General features: G+C 40.4%; 15 protein-coding genes, 6 pseudogenes and 1 riboswitch. Of the genes and pseudogenes, 13 read left to right on the forward strand and 8 right to left on the reverse strand.

All coding sequences use genetic code 11. The features are described 5' to 3' along the window. The coding region (locus A3CS_RS0104900; protein WP_019518220.1) for an IS200/IS605 family transposase at window positions 1-200 on the forward strand (200 nt) is incomplete at its 5' end. Window positions 201-340: 140 nt separating this feature from the next. On the opposite strand, the gene A3CS_RS0104905 is transcribed toward A3CS_RS0104900, so the two are convergent. Next, window positions 341-1,873 carry a Na+/H+ antiporter NhaC family protein gene (locus A3CS_RS0104905; protein ID WP_005548703.1) on the reverse strand — a complete coding sequence of 511 codons (1,533 nt, stop codon included), beginning with the start codon at window positions 1,871-1,873 and terminating at the stop codon, window positions 341-343. A gap of 93 nt (window positions 1,874-1,966) precedes the next feature. Further along, a riboswitch (Lysine riboswitch) is annotated at window positions 1,967-2,141 on the reverse strand. A 172-nt stretch (window positions 2,142-2,313) separates the two neighbouring features. On the opposite strand from A3CS_RS0104905, the gene A3CS_RS0104910 reads away from it, so the two are divergent. The 5 genes and pseudogenes from A3CS_RS0104910 to A3CS_RS1000000111460 form a co-directional block, all read left to right on the forward strand. Beyond that, window positions 2,314-2,712 carry an H-NS family histone-like protein gene (locus A3CS_RS0104910; protein ID WP_019518284.1) on the forward strand — a complete coding sequence of 133 codons (399 nt, stop codon included), beginning with the start codon at window positions 2,314-2,316 and terminating at the stop codon, window positions 2,710-2,712. Window positions 2,713-2,796: 84 nt separating this feature from the next. Further along, window positions 2,797-3,633, forward strand: a complete 837-nt coding sequence (purU, locus tag A3CS_RS0104915; protein ID WP_026161179.1) for a formyltetrahydrofolate deformylase — start codon at window positions 2,797-2,799, stop codon at window positions 3,631-3,633. Window positions 3,634-3,767: 134 nt separating this feature from the next. Next, a complete protein-coding gene (rlmE, locus tag A3CS_RS0104920) occupies window positions 3,768-4,397 on the forward strand; it encodes a 23S rRNA (uridine(2552)-2'-O)-methyltransferase RlmE (protein ID WP_005568080.1) in 630 nt (209 codons plus the stop codon). A gap of 115 nt (window positions 4,398-4,512) precedes the next feature. Continuing rightward, window positions 4,513-6,457, forward strand: a pseudogene (gene ftsH, locus A3CS_RS01000000110890) (ATP-dependent zinc metalloprotease FtsH). Window positions 6,458-6,553: 96 nt separating this feature from the next. After that, window positions 6,554-6,799, forward strand: a pseudogene (locus tag A3CS_RS1000000111460) (elongation factor P hydroxylase); the annotation flags it as partial. Here A3CS_RS1000000111460 and A3CS_RS0104930 read toward each other — a convergent pair. The 4 genes and pseudogenes from A3CS_RS0104930 to A3CS_RS0104945 all read right to left on the reverse strand — a co-directional run. Continuing rightward, window positions 6,792-7,421: pseudogene (locus tag A3CS_RS0104930) on the reverse strand (ABC transporter ATP-binding protein); the annotation flags it as partial. The pseudogenes A3CS_RS1000000111460 and A3CS_RS0104930 overlap by 8 nt on opposite strands. 21 nt (window positions 7,422-7,442) lie before the next feature. Then, window positions 7,443-8,651: pseudogene (locus A3CS_RS01000000110895) on the reverse strand (ABC transporter permease); the annotation flags it as partial. A gap of 2 nt (window positions 8,652-8,653) precedes the next feature. Further along, window positions 8,654-9,424 (reverse strand): annotated as a pseudogene (locus A3CS_RS0104940) (ABC transporter ATP-binding protein); the annotation flags it as partial. A 21-nt stretch (window positions 9,425-9,445) separates the two neighbouring features. Next, entirely contained in the window at window positions 9,446-10,444 is a 999-nt protein-coding gene (locus A3CS_RS0104945; RefSeq protein WP_005548719.1) for an ABC transporter substrate-binding protein, read from the reverse strand. 373 nt (window positions 10,445-10,817) lie between these two features. Here A3CS_RS0104945 and A3CS_RS0104950 point away from each other — a divergent pair, with 373 nt between their 5' ends. The 3 genes and pseudogenes from A3CS_RS0104950 to A3CS_RS01000000110900 all read left to right on the forward strand — a co-directional run bounded on the left by A3CS_RS0104950 (window position 10,818) and on the right by A3CS_RS01000000110900 (window position 15,291). Beyond that, window positions 10,818-12,068: an ABC transporter substrate-binding protein gene (locus tag A3CS_RS0104950; RefSeq protein WP_005548722.1), complete on the forward strand. Its 1,251-nt coding sequence runs from the start codon at window positions 10,818-10,820 to the stop codon at window positions 12,066-12,068. Further along, window positions 12,065-14,047: an ATP-binding protein gene (locus A3CS_RS0104955; RefSeq protein ID WP_026161180.1), complete on the forward strand. Its 1,983-nt coding sequence runs from the start codon at window positions 12,065-12,067 to the stop codon at window positions 14,045-14,047. The genes A3CS_RS0104950 and A3CS_RS0104955 overlap by 4 nt, the downstream gene beginning before the upstream one ends. Further along, window positions 14,040-15,291, forward strand: a pseudogene (locus tag A3CS_RS01000000110900) (sigma-54-dependent transcriptional regulator). The gene A3CS_RS0104955 and the pseudogene A3CS_RS01000000110900 overlap by 8 nt, the downstream one beginning before the upstream one ends. Window positions 15,292-15,338: 47 nt before the next feature. Here A3CS_RS01000000110900 and queF read toward each other — a convergent pair. Further along, window positions 15,339-16,178, reverse strand: a complete 840-nt coding sequence (gene queF / locus A3CS_RS0104965; protein ID WP_005548728.1) for an NADPH-dependent 7-cyano-7-deazaguanine reductase QueF — start codon at window positions 16,176-16,178, stop codon at window positions 15,339-15,341. Between the two features lie 8 nt (window positions 16,179-16,186). Further along, window positions 16,187-16,969, reverse strand: coding sequence for a Zn-ribbon-containing protein (locus A3CS_RS0104970; protein WP_032998404.1), 783 nt, complete (start codon window positions 16,967-16,969; stop codon window positions 16,187-16,189). Between the two features lie 106 nt (window positions 16,970-17,075). Between A3CS_RS0104970 and A3CS_RS0104975 the strand changes: the two genes are divergently transcribed. The 4 genes from A3CS_RS0104975 (at window position 17,076) to cspD (ending at window position 18,718) form a co-directional block, all read left to right on the forward strand. Beyond that, window positions 17,076-17,390: a YqcC family protein gene (locus A3CS_RS0104975; protein WP_005548733.1), complete on the forward strand. Its 315-nt coding sequence runs from the start codon at window positions 17,076-17,078 to the stop codon at window positions 17,388-17,390. Then, entirely contained in the window at window positions 17,387-18,100 is a 714-nt protein-coding gene (truC, locus tag A3CS_RS0104980) for a tRNA pseudouridine(65) synthase TruC (protein ID WP_005548735.1), read from the forward strand. Before A3CS_RS0104975 ends, truC begins: the two co-directional genes overlap by 4 nt. A 53-nt stretch (window positions 18,101-18,153) precedes the next feature. After that, window positions 18,154-18,318 (forward strand): YoaH family protein, encoded by a 165-nt coding sequence (locus A3CS_RS0104985; RefSeq protein ID WP_019518288.1) that lies wholly within the window; start codon window positions 18,154-18,156, stop codon window positions 18,316-18,318. Window positions 18,319-18,508: 190 nt separating this feature from the next. Continuing rightward, window positions 18,509-18,718 carry a cold shock domain-containing protein CspD gene (gene cspD, locus A3CS_RS0104990; RefSeq protein WP_005551608.1) on the forward strand — a complete coding sequence of 70 codons (210 nt, stop codon included), beginning with the start codon at window positions 18,509-18,511 and terminating at the stop codon, window positions 18,716-18,718. A gap of 65 nt (window positions 18,719-18,783) precedes the next feature. On the opposite strand, the gene matP is transcribed toward cspD, so the two are convergent. Beyond that, entirely contained in the window at window positions 18,784-19,230 is a 447-nt protein-coding gene (gene matP / locus A3CS_RS0104995) for a macrodomain Ter protein MatP (RefSeq protein WP_005548741.1), read from the reverse strand. Window positions 19,231-19,332: the final 102 nt, after the last annotated feature.

The raw sequence follows: 19,332 nt of genomic DNA on the forward strand, positions 1-19,332 counted from the left end.
CATCGTTAATGATTTTTGAAAGGCACGCAAACCTAAAATACAACTATGGTAACCGACATTTTTGGTCGAAAGGCTATTATGTAAGCACGGTAGGGCTAAATACAAAGACAGTGGAGGNGTATATAAGGAATCAGGAAAAGGAAGACATGATTCAGGATAATTTATCNAAGAAAGNATATGTGGACCCCTTTAAGGGGTAGGTCATAGAGTTATTTCGCGGTTGTCAGTTTTCACATGCCCTTTGAAGGGCATGTGAAGTACTAGGCCCTTATAGGGTAGCCTAAAAACCGCACGTTTTACGTGCGGATTGGTTTTTGAATTTTGTGTGCTGGATCACGATTTAACGTTTCTTAAAGATAAGCACCAACAAGGCGAGGACAATACCCGTGGTGATGAATCCAAGTAAACCGGAATAAGTGAAACCAACTACAATATAGCCTGCAATGCTCGCGGTGGCGATGGTGATAGCATAAGGCAATTGGGAAGTGACATGATCCATGTGGTCGCATTTTGCACCGGTGGAAGACAGAATAGTAGTGTCCGACACTGGTGAACAGTGGTCACCACATACGGCGCCTGCCATGACCGCCGATAAGCATGGTAACATAAATTCCACGGAACCATGCATCGCGTGGGAAGCGATGGCCGCGGCGATGGGCAGCATGATTCCGAAGGTTCCCCAACTGGTGCCGGTGGAAAATGCCATAATGGCGGCTAAAACAAAGAGCAGTGCCGGTAAGAACGCAAGCGGTAAGGCGTAGGATACCAAGGAGGCTAAATAAGTGCCGGTTTTTATATCGCTGACCACGTTATTGATTGTCCAGGCAAAAAACAGAATTAAAATGGCGCCAAGCATGGATTTCACGCCCAGTATCCAGGCTTTGACATATTCATGCAGGCTTACCAGACGATCGGATAAAATACAAATGGACGCAATAATCACCGCACTTACACCACCGGTGACTAAAGATACACCTACGGTGGTATTTTCAAAGGCACCAAGTATACTGAACGGCTTTCCGCTAGCTGTTAAGGCTAGGTTACCAGTGTATAGCATGGCAGAAATTGTTATGATAATAAGGGTGATAATTGGTAATACTAAATTGCGTACATGACCGTTTATGCCTGAAAGCGCTTCTCCTTGCGTATTTTCTGTTTCCAGTGCCAGCCTTTCATGTCTTGCCATGGGACCGATGTCAAAGCTGAAATAGGCTACGAAGAACACCATTAAAATAGAGAAAATAGCGTAATAGTTCATAGCACTCATTGCCATAAATGCACCGATTGGTGAGTAGCCTGTGATGGAATAAGTGGCTAATAAGCCAGCGACTAAGGTAATGATATATGCGCCCCAACTAGATACCGGCATGAGTACGCACATCGGTGCAGCGGTAGAGTCAAGAATATAAGCTAATTTGGCGCGGGAGACTTTGAATTTATCGGTAATCGGGCGGGCAATAGCACCTACGGCTAAACTGTGGAAATAGTCATCGATGAAGGTGACGAAGACTAACGAAGCGGCAACCAATTTTGCCCCACGGCGATCTTTAATCTGTTTTTGTGACCATTCTGCAAAGGCGCGGTTACTGCCGGACATACTTAAAAGGGCGGTCAAAATTCCGAGTAATAATAAGAAAAGAATAATGTTGATATTGTTGGTATTTAAACCATCTTCCTTGACGAAGAGGGAGGATACGTTATTTTTTAAATAAACTAAGGTACTTGTTAGATTCACATCTGTCAGCATAATAGCACCGACAAAAATACCTACGCTCAAAGAGAGCAATACGCGGCGGGTAATGATGGCGAGTAACAACGCAAATAACGGTGGTAATACCGACCAGACTGATGACGAATAATCAATGAGTTCCATTTGTTCTTCCTAATATTAAGGGAGAACCACTGACTTTAAATATTTAATCGGGGTAGAAATGATTTAAAAAAGGATAGGCAAAATAGGACCTAACCTAACAGTAGCGCTCCATAGTTGTTTACAGACTATGACAGTGACGGTTCTTTCGAAGACGTCACCAACCAATTAAAATGACTTTTAACTGATTTCGGCAAACGTTCCTTTCCATTTTCTTCACCGTTATCCACTCGGAAAATATACTTATAACGTTTGCACCTCTACACAAGTAGGATGAGCTAAAGATTACAATAAAAAATGAGAAAAACCAATCATTAAATAAAATTTAGATAAAATGGTTGAACTAATTTAATTAAAAATGGTATTTACCTATGTGGGTAATTTGTTTATGATAGCCTAGCTTCGTGTATATTAATTTAATTGTGTCTAGAGGAGAAAATTTAATGTCCGATGTATTAAAAATATTAATGAATATTCGTAGCTTGCGTATGGTCGCGCGTGATTTAGCATTAGAACAGCTTGAAAGTATTTTGGAAAAATTGCAATTAGTCGTTACGGAAAAGAAAGAAGAGATTTTAAAGGCTCAGCAAGAAGAAAACGAGCGACAAGAACGTATTGCCAAATATAAAGAATTATTAAAGCAAGAAGGTATCACTGCAGACGAATTAGCAGAGATTTTAGGTTCTGATGCGGTTCGTAAGAAAAGAGATACTCGTCCTGCAAAATATCAATATGTTGATGAAAAGGGCGTAACGAAAACTTGGACAGGTCAAGGCAGAACACCGAAAGCAATCCAAGCACAATTAGATAAAGGTAAGTCTTTATCTTCTTTTAAAATTTAATTCAATTTCTATCTTAATAAAAGAAAACCCAATAAAAGAAAACCCATTTTTATGGGTTTTCTTTTTATCTTAATGTTACGCATTATGATTCAAAATAAAATCTTACTGACCGATTGCCCTGACGATAAAGGGCTCATTTCTAAAATTACCAATATTTGCTATAAACATCAGTTGAATATTGTGCACAATAATGAGTTTGTTGATTTTGAAACCAAACATTTTTTTATGAGAACGGAATTGCAGGGTATTTTTAATGAAGAAACCCTGTTAGCCGATTTGGAACTGAGTTTACCGCCGGGAACGAATTGTCGTTTAATTAGCACAAAATATAAGCGAATTGTCATTTTAGTTACTAAAGAAGCCCATTGCCTCGGTGATATTTTAATGAAAAACTATTATGGTGGTTTGAATGTAGAAATTGCAGGGGTGATTGGTAATCATGAAACATTACGCAGTTTGGCGGAGCGGTTTGATATTCCATTTTTCTGGATCAGCCATCAAAATTTAACCCGTGAAGAACATGATTATTTGTTAGCCGAAAAAATTGACGAATTGGCACCGGATTATATTGTGTTGGCAAAATATATGCGGGTCTTAAATCCGAAATTTGTAGCGCGTTATCCTAATCGGGTGATTAACATTCACCATTCGTTTTTGCCTGCATTTATCGGCGCAAAACCTTATCAGCAGGCTTATGAGCGCGGTGTAAAAATTATCGGTGCGACGGCGCATTTTATTAATAACGAATTAGATCAAGGTCCGATTATTATGCAGAATGTGATTAATATTGATCACACCTATAGTGTGGAAGCCATGATGAAAGCCGGACGAGACGTGGAAAAAACAGTATTAAGCCGTGCACTGGATCTTGCGTTACATGATCGTATTTTTGTGTATAAGAACAAAACGATTGTTTTATAGACCGCACTTTGGTTGTGATTCTTTCAAACCATCTTCAGTATGTATGAAGACGGGTTTTTTATTTATGATATTCGGGCTTGAAAAGCGAAATGCCAGCCTTAATATACAATAACATTGCAAAATGAAGATAAATTATGGGCAAGAAAAAACGTTCGGCGAGTTCAACCCGTTGGTTAAACGAGCATTTTAAAGATCCTTTCGTACAAAAGGCGCACAAGCAAAAATTGCGTTCCCGAGCCTATTTCAAACTGGATGAAATTCAACAAACCGACCGCTTATTCAAGCCAGGTATGACGGTGGTTGATTTAGGTGCAGCGCCGGGCGGATGGTCGCAGTATGTGGTAAGCCAAATTGGGCGCAATGGACGGATTATTGCCTGTGATCTTCTGGAAATGGATCCTATTGTAGGCGTGGATTTTCTACAAGGCGATTTCCGTGATGAAAATGTGTTAAACATTTTATTGGAGCGGGTCGGTGAAGGCAAAGTAGATGTGGTGATGTCAGATATGGCACCGAATTTCAGTGGGATGCCATCAGTGGATATTCCGCGTGCGATGTATTTGGTAGAACTTGCGCTTGATATGTGCAAGCAGATTCTCGCTAATAAAGGAAGTTTTGTAGTAAAAGTTTTTCAGGGGGAAGGTTTTGATGAATACTTAAAAGAGATCCGTTCTCTGTTTAGTGTAGTCAAAGTTCGTAAACCTGAAGCCTCCCGAGACCGATCTCGGGAAGTTTATATTGTTGCAAGCGGTTATAAACACTAATCAAATTAAGTTACCAATAAGCTCAATTGATTTGATAACTTTAATTTTTGAGATAAATATAGTAACCTTACAACACGTTGTTAACTTATAAATACGAGGTAATGCCTTGAACGATATGGTAAAAAATTTAATTCTTTGGGTGGTTGTGGCCATTGTCATGATGACTGCATATCAAAGTTTTAATACCACTTCCGGCGGAGGGATAACGGATTATACGACATTCATTTCGGATGTTGAAAATAATCAGGTACGTCAGGCTAAATTTGAAGATAATGAAATTTTAGTCACTAAAACCGACGGCACTAAATATACAACAGTTATTCCATTGGAAGACAAAGATCTTTTGAATGATTTGTTGAAGAAAAAAGTGAAAGTTGAAGGCACGCCGCCGGAAAGAAGAAGTTTGTTATCCCAAATCTTGATTTCTTGGTTCCCGATGCTGTTATTAATCGGCGTTTGGGTTTTCTTCATGCGACAAATGCAAGGCGGTGGCGGCAAAGCGATGAGCTTTGGTAAAAGCCGTGCACGCATGATGACACAAGAGCAAATCAAAACAACATTTGCCGATGTGGCGGGTTGTGATGAAGCAAAAGAAGAAGTGGGTGAGATCGTTGACTTCTTGCGTGAACCGAAAAAATTCCAAAATTTAGGTGGTAAAATTCCAAAAGGGATTTTAATGGTCGGACCTCCAGGTACCGGTAAAACCTTATTAGCAAAAGCTATTGCCGGCGAAGCGAAAGTGCCGTTTTTCACCATTTCAGGTTCAGACTTTGTAGAAATGTTCGTTGGTGTTGGTGCTTCCCGTGTTCGTGATATGTTTGAAAAAGCGAAGAAAAATGCACCATGCTTAATTTTTATTGATGAAATTGATGCTGTTGGTCGCCAACGTGGTGCAGGTCTTGGTGGCGGTCACGATGAACGTGAGCAGACCTTAAACCAAATGTTGGTGGAAATGGACGGTTTCGAAGGCAACGAAGGTGTTATTGTTATTGCCGCAACGAACCGCCCGGATGTTCTGGACCCGGCTTTAACCCGTCCCGGACGTTTTGATCGTCAGGTTGTTGTCGGTTTGCCGGATGTAAAAGGTCGTGAACAAATCCTCAAAGTGCATATGCGTAAGGTGCCGGTTGCGCCGGATGTGGATGCCATGACTTTGGCGCGCGGAACTCCGGGTTATTCCGGTGCGGATTTGGCGAACCTGGTTAATGAAGCTGCGTTGTTTGCTGCACGCACTAATAAGCGCACGGTAACCATGGTAGAGTTTGAAAAAGCAAAAGATAAAATCAACATGGGACCTGAACGTCGTACTATGATCATGACCGATAAGCAAAAAGAATCCACCGCTTATCACGAAGCCGGTCATGCTATTGTTGGTTATTTAGTGCCGGAACATGATCCGGTACATAAAGTTACGATTATTCCGCGCGGACGCGCTTTAGGTGTTACCTTCTTCTTACCTGAGGGAGACCAAATCAGTATCAGCCAAAAACAGTTGGAAAGTAAACTTTCCACGTTATACGCAGGTCGTTTGGCAGAAGATTTGATTTACGGTGAAGAAAATATTTCTACCGGGGCGTCCAATGATATTAAAGTGGCAACCAACATCGCCCGTAATATGGTGACTCAGTGGGGTTTCTCCGATAAACTTGGTCCAATTCTTTATGCCGAAGACGACGGGGAAGTATTCTTAGGGCGTTCCATGGCGAAAGCCAAACACATGTCCGATGAAACCGCACATGTGATCGATGAGGAAGTTCGCGCTATTGTGAACCGAAATTATGGTCGCGCGAGACAGATTTTAATCGATAATATGGATATTCTACACGCGATGAAAGATGCGCTGGTGAAATACGAAACTATTGAAGAAGAACAAATCAAGCAGTTAATGAATCGTCAACCAGTGACACCGCCTCCAGGTTGGGAAGAACCAAAGAAATACAGATAAAGCCGAACCTCAGCAGCCGAAAGCTGAAGAGCCAAAAATGGCAGATGATGCGCAGGGCGTGGAAACACAAAGTGCGGTGGAAAAAAATGATGATTCCAAATCTTTTAATAGCTAAAAAAGAGGCTTTTTGAGCTAGTTGCAAAGACTTTATGATTACAACCCGCTTTGTTAAGCGGGTTTATTTTTAGGCGTCAGTTTTTCGGGAGTCGATATGGAACATAAAATCGAAGATTTAATCCATATTTTTAATCAATGTTTTGAACAGGAATACAACACCAAATTAGTCAAGGGTGGCGATGAGCCTTTGTACGTGCCGGCAAATGAAGATTGTCCTTACAACGCTATCTATTTTGCCCGCGGATTCTACAGCAGTGGATTACATGAAATCGCCCATTGGCTGGTTGCAGGCAAAGAGCGTCGCAAACTGGAAGATTTTGGTTATTGGTATGAATCCGATCGGATAACGCCATGGCTTCCGATTGATCGTGTGTAACGTAAATAATGCTAAAACCGAATTTACGTTGCAATGCTTTGATTTCAAAGCGCATTTCTTCCCTTAAATGCGGATCCAGACTGGATAAAGGTTCATCCAGCAACATCACATCAGGATTCAGGGCCAAAGCGCGCGCCAGCGCAACTCGCTGTTTACCGCCGCCTGATAGGTCATCAGGGCTTTTTTTCGCCACATTCAACAAATTGGTGTGACGTAAGGCATCGTTAGTGCGTTTTTCAATTTCCTGTTTGGATAATTTTTTTAGGGTCAGCGGAAACGCTACATTGTCATACACCGTCATGTGTGGCCAGACGGCAAAGGCTTGGAACACCATGCCGAAATGGCGTTTTTCCGGCGGTAAATAAAAGTTGGTGGCTTTTGAAGACAGCACTTTGTCACCCACTTTAATTTCGCCGGAGTCCAAATCTTCAAAGCCGGCAATCATACGTAATGTTGTGGTTTTACCGCAACCGGAGGGCCCCAACATGGAAAAACATTCGCCTTTTTCAATAGAAAGATTGAGATCGGGAATGGCTATGACATCGCCGAATTTTTTCATTACGTTATTTAGTTGAATATAACTCATTTTATTCTCCTTAATATTCGGCTATTTCTGCGTTTTCTTTTCGGCATAGCGTTTAATGACGGTTTGACCAACCACGATGATGATTAACGCAATGCCTGCAAGTGCGGCAGAATAAACGGTTTCTCCGTCTTCATTCAGGGTATAAATGGCAACCCCGATAGTGCGGGTGGAAGGGCCATACAACATCACGGAAACCGTTAATTCGCGCAGCGCAGGTAAGAAAATTAAGAAGAAGGCGGCGATCATCCCCGGTCTGACCAACGGAATGACGATGTCTTTCAGCGATTGCCACATACTGGCTCCGCAAGCGCGTGCAGCTTCTACCAAGGAATCATGTACTTGTTCCAAGGCGGCGGAATTTGCTTTCAAAGAGAATGCCATGTAACGGGCGATGTAGGCGATAAGGATAATCCAGACCGTGTTGTAAAGGTTGATACCGAATTTTCCACTCCATGCCAAAATGACCCCTAAAGCGATGACGGAGCCCGGTACGGAGAATGGCAGCATCCCCAAGAACTCCAGAATAGCTTTGCCTCTGACCCGCATTTTAACGATTACATAAGAAATCATCACACCGGCAAACATGGTAATAACGGCGGCGGCTAAACCTAAGGATACGCTATTGCGGATAGCGTCTTTGGTTAATTGCCATTCAGACAGGATGAATTTGTAATTTTCCATGGTAAGATTTTCCCAGGTGATCGGTAAACCGTAAGTTTTTAAACCACCCACTAAGAAAATGGTTGCTGTCGGTAGCACAATTGTGAAAGCGATATAAAGCAGGCAGATAATTAATAACGGCATACGCAAGCCTCTGAGCTTCACTTCCACCGGGCGGAAACTTTTACCGGCGATGATTTGGAAACGTCCGCGGTTCAATACTTTATTTTGCAGCCAGATGATAAAGGCGGCGGTGAATACCAGCACGGTGGCTAACACCGTCCCTGTCCGAATGGCGTCAAAACTACCCGCACTTTGGTGAATGCGTTCGTAAATTAAGGTCGGAATATTGAAGATACCGTTTTCAATCCCTAATACCGCCACCGTACCGAAATGCGCCATAGAATAGAGCATAATCAGTAACGCGCCGGAAACGATGCTTGGCATCACCAACGGAATGGTGATTTTGCGGGTTATAGTAAATAAGCCGGCACCGGAAATTCGGGCGGATTCTTCCAAGGTCGGATCCATGCGTTCTAACGCTCCGCATACCTGAATGAAGACGAACGGGGACCCTGTTCATAGCGTACAGGGATGAAATTCGCCAAGCCCATAAACTTAAACACGGTTTCATTGGCGGATTTTTCATAAATTTCCCAAGGTGTACCAGGTGTACCGATCTGCTCAATGGAACCGTCCGTTGCCATAATTGCCAGTCGATCGGAAATTGCCAAGGCAATTTCCTGATCGTGGGTAACGTACATGATTGTAATACCGAGTTTTTTCTGTAACTCTTTAATCTCAAAACGCATTTCCTCACGCAGATTGGCATCCAGATTATTCAGCGGTTCATCCAATAACATGAGTGATGGCTTGGCAACCAATGCTCTTGCCAACGCTACACGTTGTTGTTGACCTCCGGATAATTGTGACGGAAGGCGTTGTTCCAATCCGGTGAGATTAACCAGCCCCACCACCTCCATGACTTGCGCTTTAAGTGTTTCTTTGTCCAGGTTTTTAAATTTCAACGGATAAGCGATATTGTCAAATACTGTCATATGCGGCCACACGGCGTAGTCCTGAAAAACGACGCCTAAACCGCGTTGATCCGGCTGAATATCAATATGTTCGGCAGGATCACTTACGACCGTCTCATCAATTAAAATCCGCCCTGAATCAGGCACGTCAAAGCCGACAAGCAAACGTAGCAATACCGTTTTCCCACAGCCGGAGGGACCAAGCAAGGTAAAGCATTCACCGTCTTTTACGGTTAACGATAAATTCTTTAGCACTTGATGGGAGCCAAACGCTTTAGAAATGTTTTCAAATGTAATTGTTGCCATAAAGCACATCCTTCAAGCAGATTAATTGCGACCTTGTAGAATTTGAGTGAATTTTTTCACGGTTTCTTCTTTGTTGGCGATGACGCTCTTATAATCAATCGGAATTGCGCGACTCATGGCTTCTTCGGCAGATGGCAGACCGAATTCAGGATTCGGGGCAATGCCTTTTCGTACCGGTAAAGTACCTTCGTGGGCAACAATTTTTTGTGCATCTTCTGAAAGTAAGAAATCAATGAATTTTTGGGCGCCGGAGAGATTTTTTGTCCCTTTAATAATGGCTGCAGGGCTTGGAATGACTAACATTTCTTTCGGATAAGCGAGTTTTAAGGACGCGCCTTTTCTGATTTTATCATTGGTAATGTAGTCAACGGCCAATGATGCCAGTAAGTCACCGGAAGCGGTATCATCCACGACCTGACCGGCGCCTTTACCGATTTTGGTTTTATTTTCTTTTAACTTTTCAAAGAATTCCCAACCGAAAGTCGATTTCAATAATGACACACTCATATATGAAGTACCGGATAGGGCAGGGTTGGCAATACCGAATGCGCCTTTAAATTGCGGAGTAAGAATATCCGCCCATTGTGCCGGCGGTTCTTTTTTCACAAAGCGGGTGTTGTAGGCGATACCTAATGTGCCTAAGCGTATCGGCGTAAAAGAACCGTCGAAATCGGGAATCGGATTAATGATATTTTCTACTTCGGGCGAAATATAAGTTTCTAGCATGCCGGTTTCTTTCATATTGAAGAAGTCAGGGACTTCACTGGTCCAAATAACATCTGCCATAATCTGACCGGATTCTTTTTCCGTGGCAATTTTTGCCATGAGTTTGCCCGCACCGGCAGATTGATAGTCCATCGCAATGTCCGGGTATTTTTCATTAAATTTGGCTTTTAACGCCCCGATGAGGGATTCTTTCATGGAGGTGTAAACGATGAGTTTGTCTTGGGCGACAGCCATACCGCTGATGGAAAGTCCTAAACTGAGTGCAATTAAGCCTGAGGTGAATTTCTTATTCATAATCAATTCCTTAATTTATCGATGTGAGTGTATGAGAGGTACTGCTTGATGAGTTATTCACTGAACAGAAAGTGAAATTCAAACGTACAATAGCACTAATACAAAATAAGAAAAGCGGAGTCAAAGAATAGAAATGAGGCATTTTTGACTCAAATATAGCCTTTTGCTTAAGCTTTTTTGACTCATTTATGGTTATTATCGGAAATATGACCTAAGAAAATTGCCATGCGTAACTCAAAATATCGAGAATAGCTAAATTTTAATTATTTGAAATGGATCACAAAAAATATGAATGGATTGGTATTTTATAGAATTTGAGTGGAATTCAAGGTTAGAATCATTTTATTCAACATATTTCGTATAGGTGATTTATATGTCAGGGATAAAACGAGGTTATTTTCATTCTCTGCTTGTCGTGCCGGTCATCGCTTTATTCTGTTTAGGAAGGGCGTATAGCAATGAATTGGTCATTGGTACGACATTTTCACCGGAGTCCCTTTCTTATTTAATTACCGAGTGGGAAAAGCAACCGAATGCCACGTCGATAAGAATGCTAAACAGAACAAGCAACTCATTAAACAAACTATTTGATGACGAAAAAAACGATAATATTGATCTTGTTTTAAGTTCCTCTCCTATGCTGTTTTATCACTTGCAGGAAAAACAACGATTGGCTGCTTTGCCGGATAAATTCAGCCAAGGAAAAAAATTCGTACCGGAGATTTTACAAAAAACAACCGTAGCATTTTCACTATCGGGATGTGGTATTTTTTCCAATGTAGCACTACTGGAAAATGCAGAAGTGGATGTTCCTACTGACTGGTCCGGGCTTATTTCTCCCAATTTGCAGGGATTGGTTATTATGAGTAGTCCGAGCCGTTCCGATACGACGCACATTATGATTGAGGCATTATTACAGAAACAGGGCTGGCAGCAAGGTTGGGCATTAATTCATCAAGTTATGGCGAATGTCGGAACCATTTCCTCCCGTAGTTTTGGTGTCGTTGATAAAGTTCAGGCAGGGTTAGGTGCCGCAGGGATTACCATTGATAATTACGCAAATTTGCTCACACATTACAATGTAGATCCGCATTCAGCTTTGATTTTTAAATATTTTCCGAATTTCCCCGTTTCTCCGACGTTTATCGCAATAACAACAAATAGTACCAATAGCCGGCAGGCATCGGCGTTTATCCATTTTCTTTTAAGTGATCCTGGGCAAAGTACGTTATATCACAGCAAAATGGGAAAATATCCGATTATTCCGTTAGCCAAATCCCATCCGCTATATGCAACTCAACAATTTTTATTTTCCCAACCGACGATTGATTATCAGCTGCTGTTAAAACGTCAGGAGGTGGTTAAACTGATGTTTGAGCATCAGATCATTCATCGGTTAGCTCAAATTCAAGAAAACTGGAAAATTCTTTATCAAAAGGAACAACAAGCAGGACATCCATTGCCGGAATTGCGGGAAATTTTGACCGCACTTCCTATAACGGAAAAGCAGGCTACTGACGAAAATTATTTGGAAACGTTTAAGGCAAATGAGGCGTTACTGCATTGGCAACACTTTTTCATGTTACAGCAAATGCGATTTGTCGATACAGTGGAAAAATTATGAAAAAATGGCTTAAACGCTTGGATATTAGCACAAGTTTACAACTATCACTTATTATCAGCGCGTTGTTTTGCCTGTTTATCGGTGCCGTCGGTTTATATACATGGCATCAGCAACGGATAGAAATTGATCTTGCTATTGATCAGAATTTTCCAAAGATTCAAGCCGCTTTCCGCATGGAGGAACAAATTAATTTATTGGAAAATACATTATTAAATGCAAATAATATTCGAAATACAGAAGAAAAAATTAAATGGTTTAATGCGTTACAGAAACAAATTAAAACGCTAAAAGACATGACCCAATCATTAAATGAAGATTTGAATGATGAAATTTCCACTATCGTAATTGAACAAGCCAATCTTCTACAAGAGTTATCATTAAATATTGATAATCAATTAATCTTAAATACGAAATTTAATAAAACGTTATCGGAAATAAATTGGTTGCATAATGATTTTCGAGATGAATTTACGGCGTTGTTGCAGGAAATTGTTTGGCAACAAACAACATTAGCCAATCATCTTACTGATAATTTAACTAGATCTAAACAAATCGAACAACTTAGAGAATTCCAGCATGAATTATTGTTACTTTATGATTTCCTTACTTATGAAGAACAAATTGTCACGGAACTAAAACAACATATCGTCAGCCGCTCTGATTATTCATTAGTTGCACTCACAAATTCCCTTAATTATTTAAAGAATTTAATTGATCAAAAAGTTAAGTCTTTAGATAAACATACTTCAAGTTATACGATTAAACAAATTATTGAGTCCTTGCTGGCTATCGGAGAAAATGAACAATCGTTACCTCATTTATTAGTTGAAAGAAAACAACTGGATATTTCCCAACGGCAATTAATGAATGAAAGTGAATTGGTCATTTCTAAATTAAGAAGGAAAATTAACAGTCAGATTGGTGATAATCAAAAACAATTAGAATTGTTTCATTATTTAATAAATAAAAGCACCAGAATAAATGGCTTGATTATTCTGTCTGCCGTCTTATTTGTTTTTCTTTTTGTTGCAGCAATTAATTTTTATTATATTCGACGGAGATTAATAGGGCGTTTTCAATCTCTTAATCAATCTGTTGAACGGCTTATTAACGGCGAATCTTCCGTTAAAATTTCAGTTTATGGTAATGATGAATTAGGGCGTATCGCAAAATTATTGCGATTATTTTTATTTGAAGTTAACACAAAAAATGAAGAATTAGAAAGAAGAAATCAAATTTTATTAAATGAAATTAGTGAACGTATTGCAATCCAGGAAAAACTTATCAATACACAACAAGAACTAATTCAAGCGGCAAAATTAGCGGTAGTAGGACAAACTTTGACATCTATTAGCCATGAAATCACACAACCGCTAAATGCAATGAATGCGTATATTTTCAGTACAAAAAGAGCGGTCAAAAATAATGATGTTTTTTCTGCGAATAACTATTTAGAGAAAATAGAAAATTTAGTGGAGCGTACGGCGCTGGTGGTGAAAAGACTGCGCCATTTTTCCCGCCAAACCACAAATACATTACAGAAAATTAATTTATTGATGTGTATAAATAATGCGTGGGATTTACTTGAGCCAAAACATAAATATCTGAATGCTCGGTTATCTCTTCCTACAGATTTACCTGATGTATTAGGTGATGAAATTTTATTAGAGCAAGTATTTGTGAATATTTTCCTGAACTCACTGGAAGCTATGCAGCATGAAAAACCGGAGATTGAGATAAAAATACAAAATATATCGGATCAGAGAGTAGAATTATGGGTTTCTGATAATGGTTCCGGTTGGCCGTTGTCAGATAAATTACTACAACCTTTCTCCAGTAGTAAATCCATTAATTTAGGCTTAGGATTATCAATAAGTCTATCCATTATGCAACAATGTCAAGGAAACTTATTAATTGCTTCTACATTGACAAAAAATGCGCTGGTTATTTTGGAATTTAAGGTGGTAGATAATGTTTAATTATCAGAATAATGTTTTATTAATTGATGATGATTTTGATATTTTGGAATCGTATGCCGATTTATTACAACAAGAAGGCTATTCTGTATTTGCAACTGCCGAACCTAAAGAGATTATTAATCAAATTCCGGAAAATTGGTATGGCGTTGTGATTTGCGACGTATTATTGCTGGGCATTTCAGGATTAGATGTATTAGATCGAATGATTGAAATGGATAGCCAAATTCCGGTGATTATGATTACCGGGCATGGTGATGTTCCCATGGCGGTAGAAGCTGTCAAGAAAGGGGCGACAAATTTCTTTGAAAAACCGGTTTCCCCTGAAAAATTACTTATTCAAGTCGATAACGCTTTAAAAAAACGGAAAAAGGTGATTGAAAAGCGCCAATGGCAAATGGAAAAAATTAATGACGTTTTTATTGGCAGCAGTGTTTGGATTAACGAGTTAAAAAAACAATTACAGAAGCTGGCCAATTCGAATCTACCGGTTTTTATTTGGGGAGAGATTGGCACCGGTCGTCATTTAGCGGCTACTTATCTGCATAAATTAAGCGATCGAAAAACACTACCGATGGTTTTTCATGAATGTACACAAAATGATAATATTAATATTATTGAGCTAATTAAAGAAACAAAATCAGGGACTTTAATTATTAAGAATGTGCATTATCTTCCTGTTGAAGAACAACAATATTTAATTCAGATTTTACATCATGACGAGAGTCAATTCCGTTTAATTTTGCTTAGTGATATAGAACTTAACGAATTAATTCGCTGTCGGCAGATAAGTACCGAGTTTTATTATTTTTTTTATTTATACTCAAATTGAAATGCTGCCGTTACGTAAACATATCACTGATGTGGCAGATATTTTTACTCATTATGTGAAAAATATTTGTGTCAGATTAAATAAACCCATCGTAATCCCGGATAAAAAAATGTTGCAAAATTTACGCAATAAAGAATGGCATGGAAATGTGAAAGAATTGATTAACGTCGCGGAACTTTATGCAATCGGCTTACTTTCTCATATTCCTTTGGTGGTTCCTCCTGTATTTAATGATTCGCAGATGAGTTCTTTAGATGAACAATTGAATCAATATGAAAAACAACTTATTGAAGATGCTCTTGTTTTTTATCAGGGGAAAATTAATGACGTAGTTAAACACCTCAATATTCCCAGAAAGAAACTTTACTTACGCATGAAAAAATATGGGTTGGATAAGAAAAGTTATAAATTATAAATCGAAAAGTGCGGTCAAAATCCATGGCGTTTTCTAACCGCACTTTTTTACTGCCGTGCCAGTCGTAAATTCGGTGGTAAAGGTTCAAAGTTGGAGCGGTATGGGTTGATGTCCAACCCGCCGCGGCGGGTGTAGCGCGCGTAAACGGTGAGTTTTTCCGGTTTGGCGTAGTGCATGAGATCGCAGAAAATGCGTTCGACGCATTGTTCGTGGAATTCGTTGTGTTGACGAAATGAGATGATGTAGCGTAGCAGTTGTTCGCGATTGATTTGCTTGCCCACATAATGAATTTGCAGGCTGCCCCAGTCCGGTTGTTGGGTAATAAGGCAGTTGGATTTGAGCAAATGGCTGACCAGCGTTTCTTCCACAACATCGCTGCTCGTGCAATCTTTCAGCCATTCCGCATTAAACGCATAATCCTCAATATCAATATCCAGCCCGTCAATACAGTCGCCATGTAACATCGCAATGGGTTGATCCGTATAATTCGCCAGTGAATTTAACCGCACTTTGACTTCACCCTTGGCGCAATCTTGTAAATCCTGTTGCAAAATGTGCTGAACATCAGCTAAATCGGCAAATTTTGTTTGGTTGAAGCTGTTTAAATACAGTTTAAAACTTTTCGATTCGATCAAATTTTCACTGCGAAAATCAATTTGCACATCGGCGATCGCCACCTGCGGCACGCCTTTCGGGTTCAGCCATGAAATTTCATACGCGGTCCAAATGTCGGCGCCGGTGGAAAACGGCTGGATTTGCGTAATGCCCAACGAGTCACGATTGAGGTGGCGTGGCACGGGTTGTAATAAAGTGCGGTCATATTTTTCCGCATATTTTGTTTGCTGACCGAGTTTTAAGGCGTTCAGGCTGGGGTCTTGGTAGTGCATAATTTTTCTTATTGCCAATGCCATGAGAGGTTTGAAACGAGGCGACAATGATCACATTTAAAATATAAGAAGTCAAAAAGCGGGTGGCTTAACGTCCATTTTCTTTTACATAACGGACAGCGTGATTGCAGCTCCGCTTCACAGCTTTTTCCACCGATGCGGTATAAATAATAGTAAGTAGGAATGCCGCTGTGTCGCTCAATTTCCTGCGTTAGATGGTAACCATGCTTAAACAGCGTGCTTTGGGTGTCTGAAATTTGCACCAAAGCCTGTTGTTCCAACACGGAACCGTTCATTTGCAATTGATCGCACGCCTGCCAATTTTCCTGCCATTTAACCAAATCCATTGCTAAGTGCGGTATGTTTTTCAGTTGTTTATACAGCGGAATCGGTTGCAGGGATTCACCGCTTTGCAGGGGAGAACAAGACTGCAAATAGGTGGTGTAGAGCAGTTGCCAAGCGGGTGTTTCCGTGGCGGTGATTTCAGAATTGAGATCTTCCGCCACAATATGAAAACTCTCAAAAGATACACCGCACTTTTCTGCCGTTTGAAGGGCATCGTTCACCGGTTGATTGTTAAATTCCGCTAAAAGAGAGGTTTGCTCGGGGCAGGTGACACGCACTGCCAAGCCTTGTTGGTTTTTCTGTTCGGCGACAAATTGTGGAATTTCACGCCCGATAATTTGCCCGTTATAACGCCATTGCTCGATAATTTGGTTAACGCAATAGCTTTGTTGTTCCAAGTGAAATTGATTGTTTTGGCGAGAGAAAAAAGCGTCGATTAAATACATAGCGGATAACATTAAATTTTAAAAAGCGAATTCTACACTAAATTCGTCGCGCTGGCGTAAAAACGGCAAATCTTCTACAATGAGCCGTTTTTTACGAGGTATTTTTATGTATCAACAAACCCGGTTACATTTACAAAATTTGCAGAAAACCATGGAGCGTTTGGCACTGTGGCAAACCATGCCGCTGCAGGAAGACGCTTTTTTGAGTGAACAACCTTTTGCGTTGGATACCATGAGTCCGACGGAATGGCTGCAATGGATTTTTATTCCGCGTATGTACGCATTGTTGGAAAGCCAAGCGCCGTTGCCGAGCCAAATTGCCATCAGTCCGTATTTAGAGGAAGCGTTAAAGGAAGATGGTTATTTGGCGGAGTTATTGCTCCCGATCATTGAAATCGAAAAGTTGCTGCAACAACAATGAATTTAGCGATTTTGTATCAGGATGATGTACTGGTTGCGGTGAATAAGCCGGCGGGCATGTTGGTGCATCGCAGTTGGCTTGATCGCCATGAAACACAATTTGTGATGCAAATCTTGCGCGATCAAATCGGGCAGTTGGTGTATCCCTTTCATCGTTTGGATCGCCCTACATCAGGCGTATTGTTGTTTGCGTTGAACAGCGAAACGGCAAATTTGGTATGTCACCAATTTGAGCAAAAACAAACGGAAAAACAGTATCTAGCAGTGGTTCGTGGCTATGTGACAGGGCAGGGTGAAATTGATTATCCGTTGAAAGTGCAGTTGGATAAAATCGCCGATAAGTTCGCACAGCAGGATAAAGCACCGCAAAGTGCGGTTACTTTTTACGACGGATTGAAAACCGTTGAAATGCCTTATGGCGTGGGGCGTTATGCCGCTTCTCGCTATTCGTTGGTTCGCTTAACGCCGAAAACTGGGCGCAAGCACCAGCTTCGTCGTCACATGAAACATATTTTTCATCCGATTTTAGGTGATACGCAATACGGCGATTTGCATCAAAATCGTGCTTTAACGGAACACATCGGTTGTTCCCGTTTAATGTTACACGCCGAAAAATTAACCTTTGTTCACCCGCTGACAGGACAACCGATAACCATTGAAGCGGGATTGGATGAACAATGGAAACATTTAATGCGGACATTTCAGTGGTAAAAAACAGTTAAAAAAACGACCGCACTTTTTGTATAAATAATAAAGGAAATGCAATGTTAGATAACGATTTATTACATTTAACCCATGAACAGCAGCAACTTGCCGTGGAAAAAATTCAGGAATTAATGGCGCAAGGCGTGGGCAGCGGCGAGGCTATCGCTTTAGTGGCAAAAAAGTCACGGGAACAAAATCGGGCAGATAAAGCAAAAGAGAAGTAATTGCTGAAGTGTTTTTGCAGCAAAATTTTAATAATTTTTGTGATCTCTGTTTGATTTTGAGACTTTTTTTATTGCGCAACCAACAAATTTACTTAATATAACTGCCAGCAAATCAAGGTGATAGGGCATTTTGTCTTATTGAAGTAAATGTAGTTCTATAAGGACTAAAAAACCATAAGAGGTTTGAATTATGGAAGTTGGTGTTGTTAAATGGTTTAATAATGCAAAAGGATTTGGCTTTATTTCCGTTGAAGGCAGTGATACCGATATCTTTGCACATTATTCAGTGATTGAAATGGAAGGGTATCGTTCATTAAAAGCAGGTCAAAAAGTCCGGTTTGAAGTGATTCACGGCGACAAAGGTTCTCACGCGACAAAAATCATTCCCGTTGTAGAATAATTAAAGATTCCTTATTAGTAGTCATTAGAAGTACAAAGACAAGCCCTTGATGGACTTGTCTTTTTTTATTTCAGTAGATCTTTCAAGCCCGCTTTCATGGCGGACATTTGATTTTCGTACAAGGCTTTTTTCTCGCGCTCGTCAATCATGTAGGAAATGGTTTCCGACAGCGTCATTTTCATTTTGCGGGAATATTTGGACAAACGCAGCCAAACGGCATATTCCAAATCAATGGATTTTTTCTTGGTATATTGTTTTTCACCGTTGAAAAAACGTTTTCTTCTGGCACGAATGGCTTGGTCTAGCTTGATCACCAATTTCGGCGCCAAATGGGTTTTTATCCATTCTTCAATTTTTTGCGGGTAATTTTGACAGCCGATGAGTTGCTTAACGATGTCTTCCTGCAAACTTTTTTCTTCATAACGGGTAACGTTTTCGCCTTCACGGGCTTTTTTCGTTAAATAAGCCCATTTCCAATGGGCTTCTTGATTTTCTAACTTTTGATATTTCATTTTGCCAAACCGTTTTAGTGACGTGGTAACTGTGTCACTATACGCTTTTTATCATGGATTTTCTAGCAAATTTTTACGCGAGATTAATAAAGACGCGAAGAA

Source organism: Aggregatibacter actinomycetemcomitans DSM 8324, assembly GCF_000372365.1.
Classification (GTDB): domain Bacteria; phylum Pseudomonadota; class Gammaproteobacteria; order Enterobacterales; family Pasteurellaceae; genus Aggregatibacter; species Aggregatibacter actinomycetemcomitans.

Bases quoted from the DNA above. Each gene is read 5' to 3' on its own strand.
- A3CS_RS0104905 (WP_005548703.1), bottom strand. From the start codon at position 1,873: ATGGAACTCATTGATTATTCGTCATCAGTCTGGTCGGTATTACCACCG.
- A3CS_RS0104910 (WP_019518284.1), top strand. From the start codon at position 2,314: ATGTCCGATGTATTAAAAATATTAATGAATATTCGTAGCTTGCGTATG.
- purU (WP_026161179.1), top strand. From the start codon at position 2,797: ATGATTCAAAATAAAATCTTACTGACCGATTGCCCTGACGATAAAGGG.
- rlmE (WP_005568080.1), top strand. From the start codon at position 3,768: ATGGGCAAGAAAAAACGTTCGGCGAGTTCAACCCGTTGGTTAAACGAG.
- A3CS_RS0104945 (WP_005548719.1), bottom strand. From the start codon at position 10,444: ATGAATAAGAAATTCACCTCAGGCTTAATTGCACTCAGTTTAGGACTT.
- A3CS_RS0104950 (WP_005548722.1), top strand. From the start codon at position 10,818: ATGTCAGGGATAAAACGAGGTTATTTTCATTCTCTGCTTGTCGTGCCG.
- A3CS_RS0104955 (WP_026161180.1), top strand. From the start codon at position 12,065: ATGAAAAAATGGCTTAAACGCTTGGATATTAGCACAAGTTTACAACTA.
- queF (WP_005548728.1), bottom strand. From the start codon at position 16,178: ATGCACTACCAAGACCCCAGCCTGAACGCCTTAAAACTCGGTCAGCAA.
- A3CS_RS0104970 (WP_032998404.1), bottom strand. From the start codon at position 16,969: ATGTATTTAATCGACGCTTTTTTCTCTCGCCAAAACAATCAATTTCAC.
- A3CS_RS0104975 (WP_005548733.1), top strand. From the start codon at position 17,076: ATGTATCAACAAACCCGGTTACATTTACAAAATTTGCAGAAAACCATG.
- truC (WP_005548735.1), top strand. From the start codon at position 17,387: ATGAATTTAGCGATTTTGTATCAGGATGATGTACTGGTTGCGGTGAAT.
- A3CS_RS0104985 (WP_019518288.1), top strand. From the start codon at position 18,154: ATGTTAGATAACGATTTATTACATTTAACCCATGAACAGCAGCAACTT.
- cspD (WP_005551608.1), top strand. From the start codon at position 18,509: ATGGAAGTTGGTGTTGTTAAATGGTTTAATAATGCAAAAGGATTTGGC.
- matP (WP_005548741.1), bottom strand. From the start codon at position 19,230: ATGAAATATCAAAAGTTAGAAAATCAAGAAGCCCATTGGAAATGGGCT.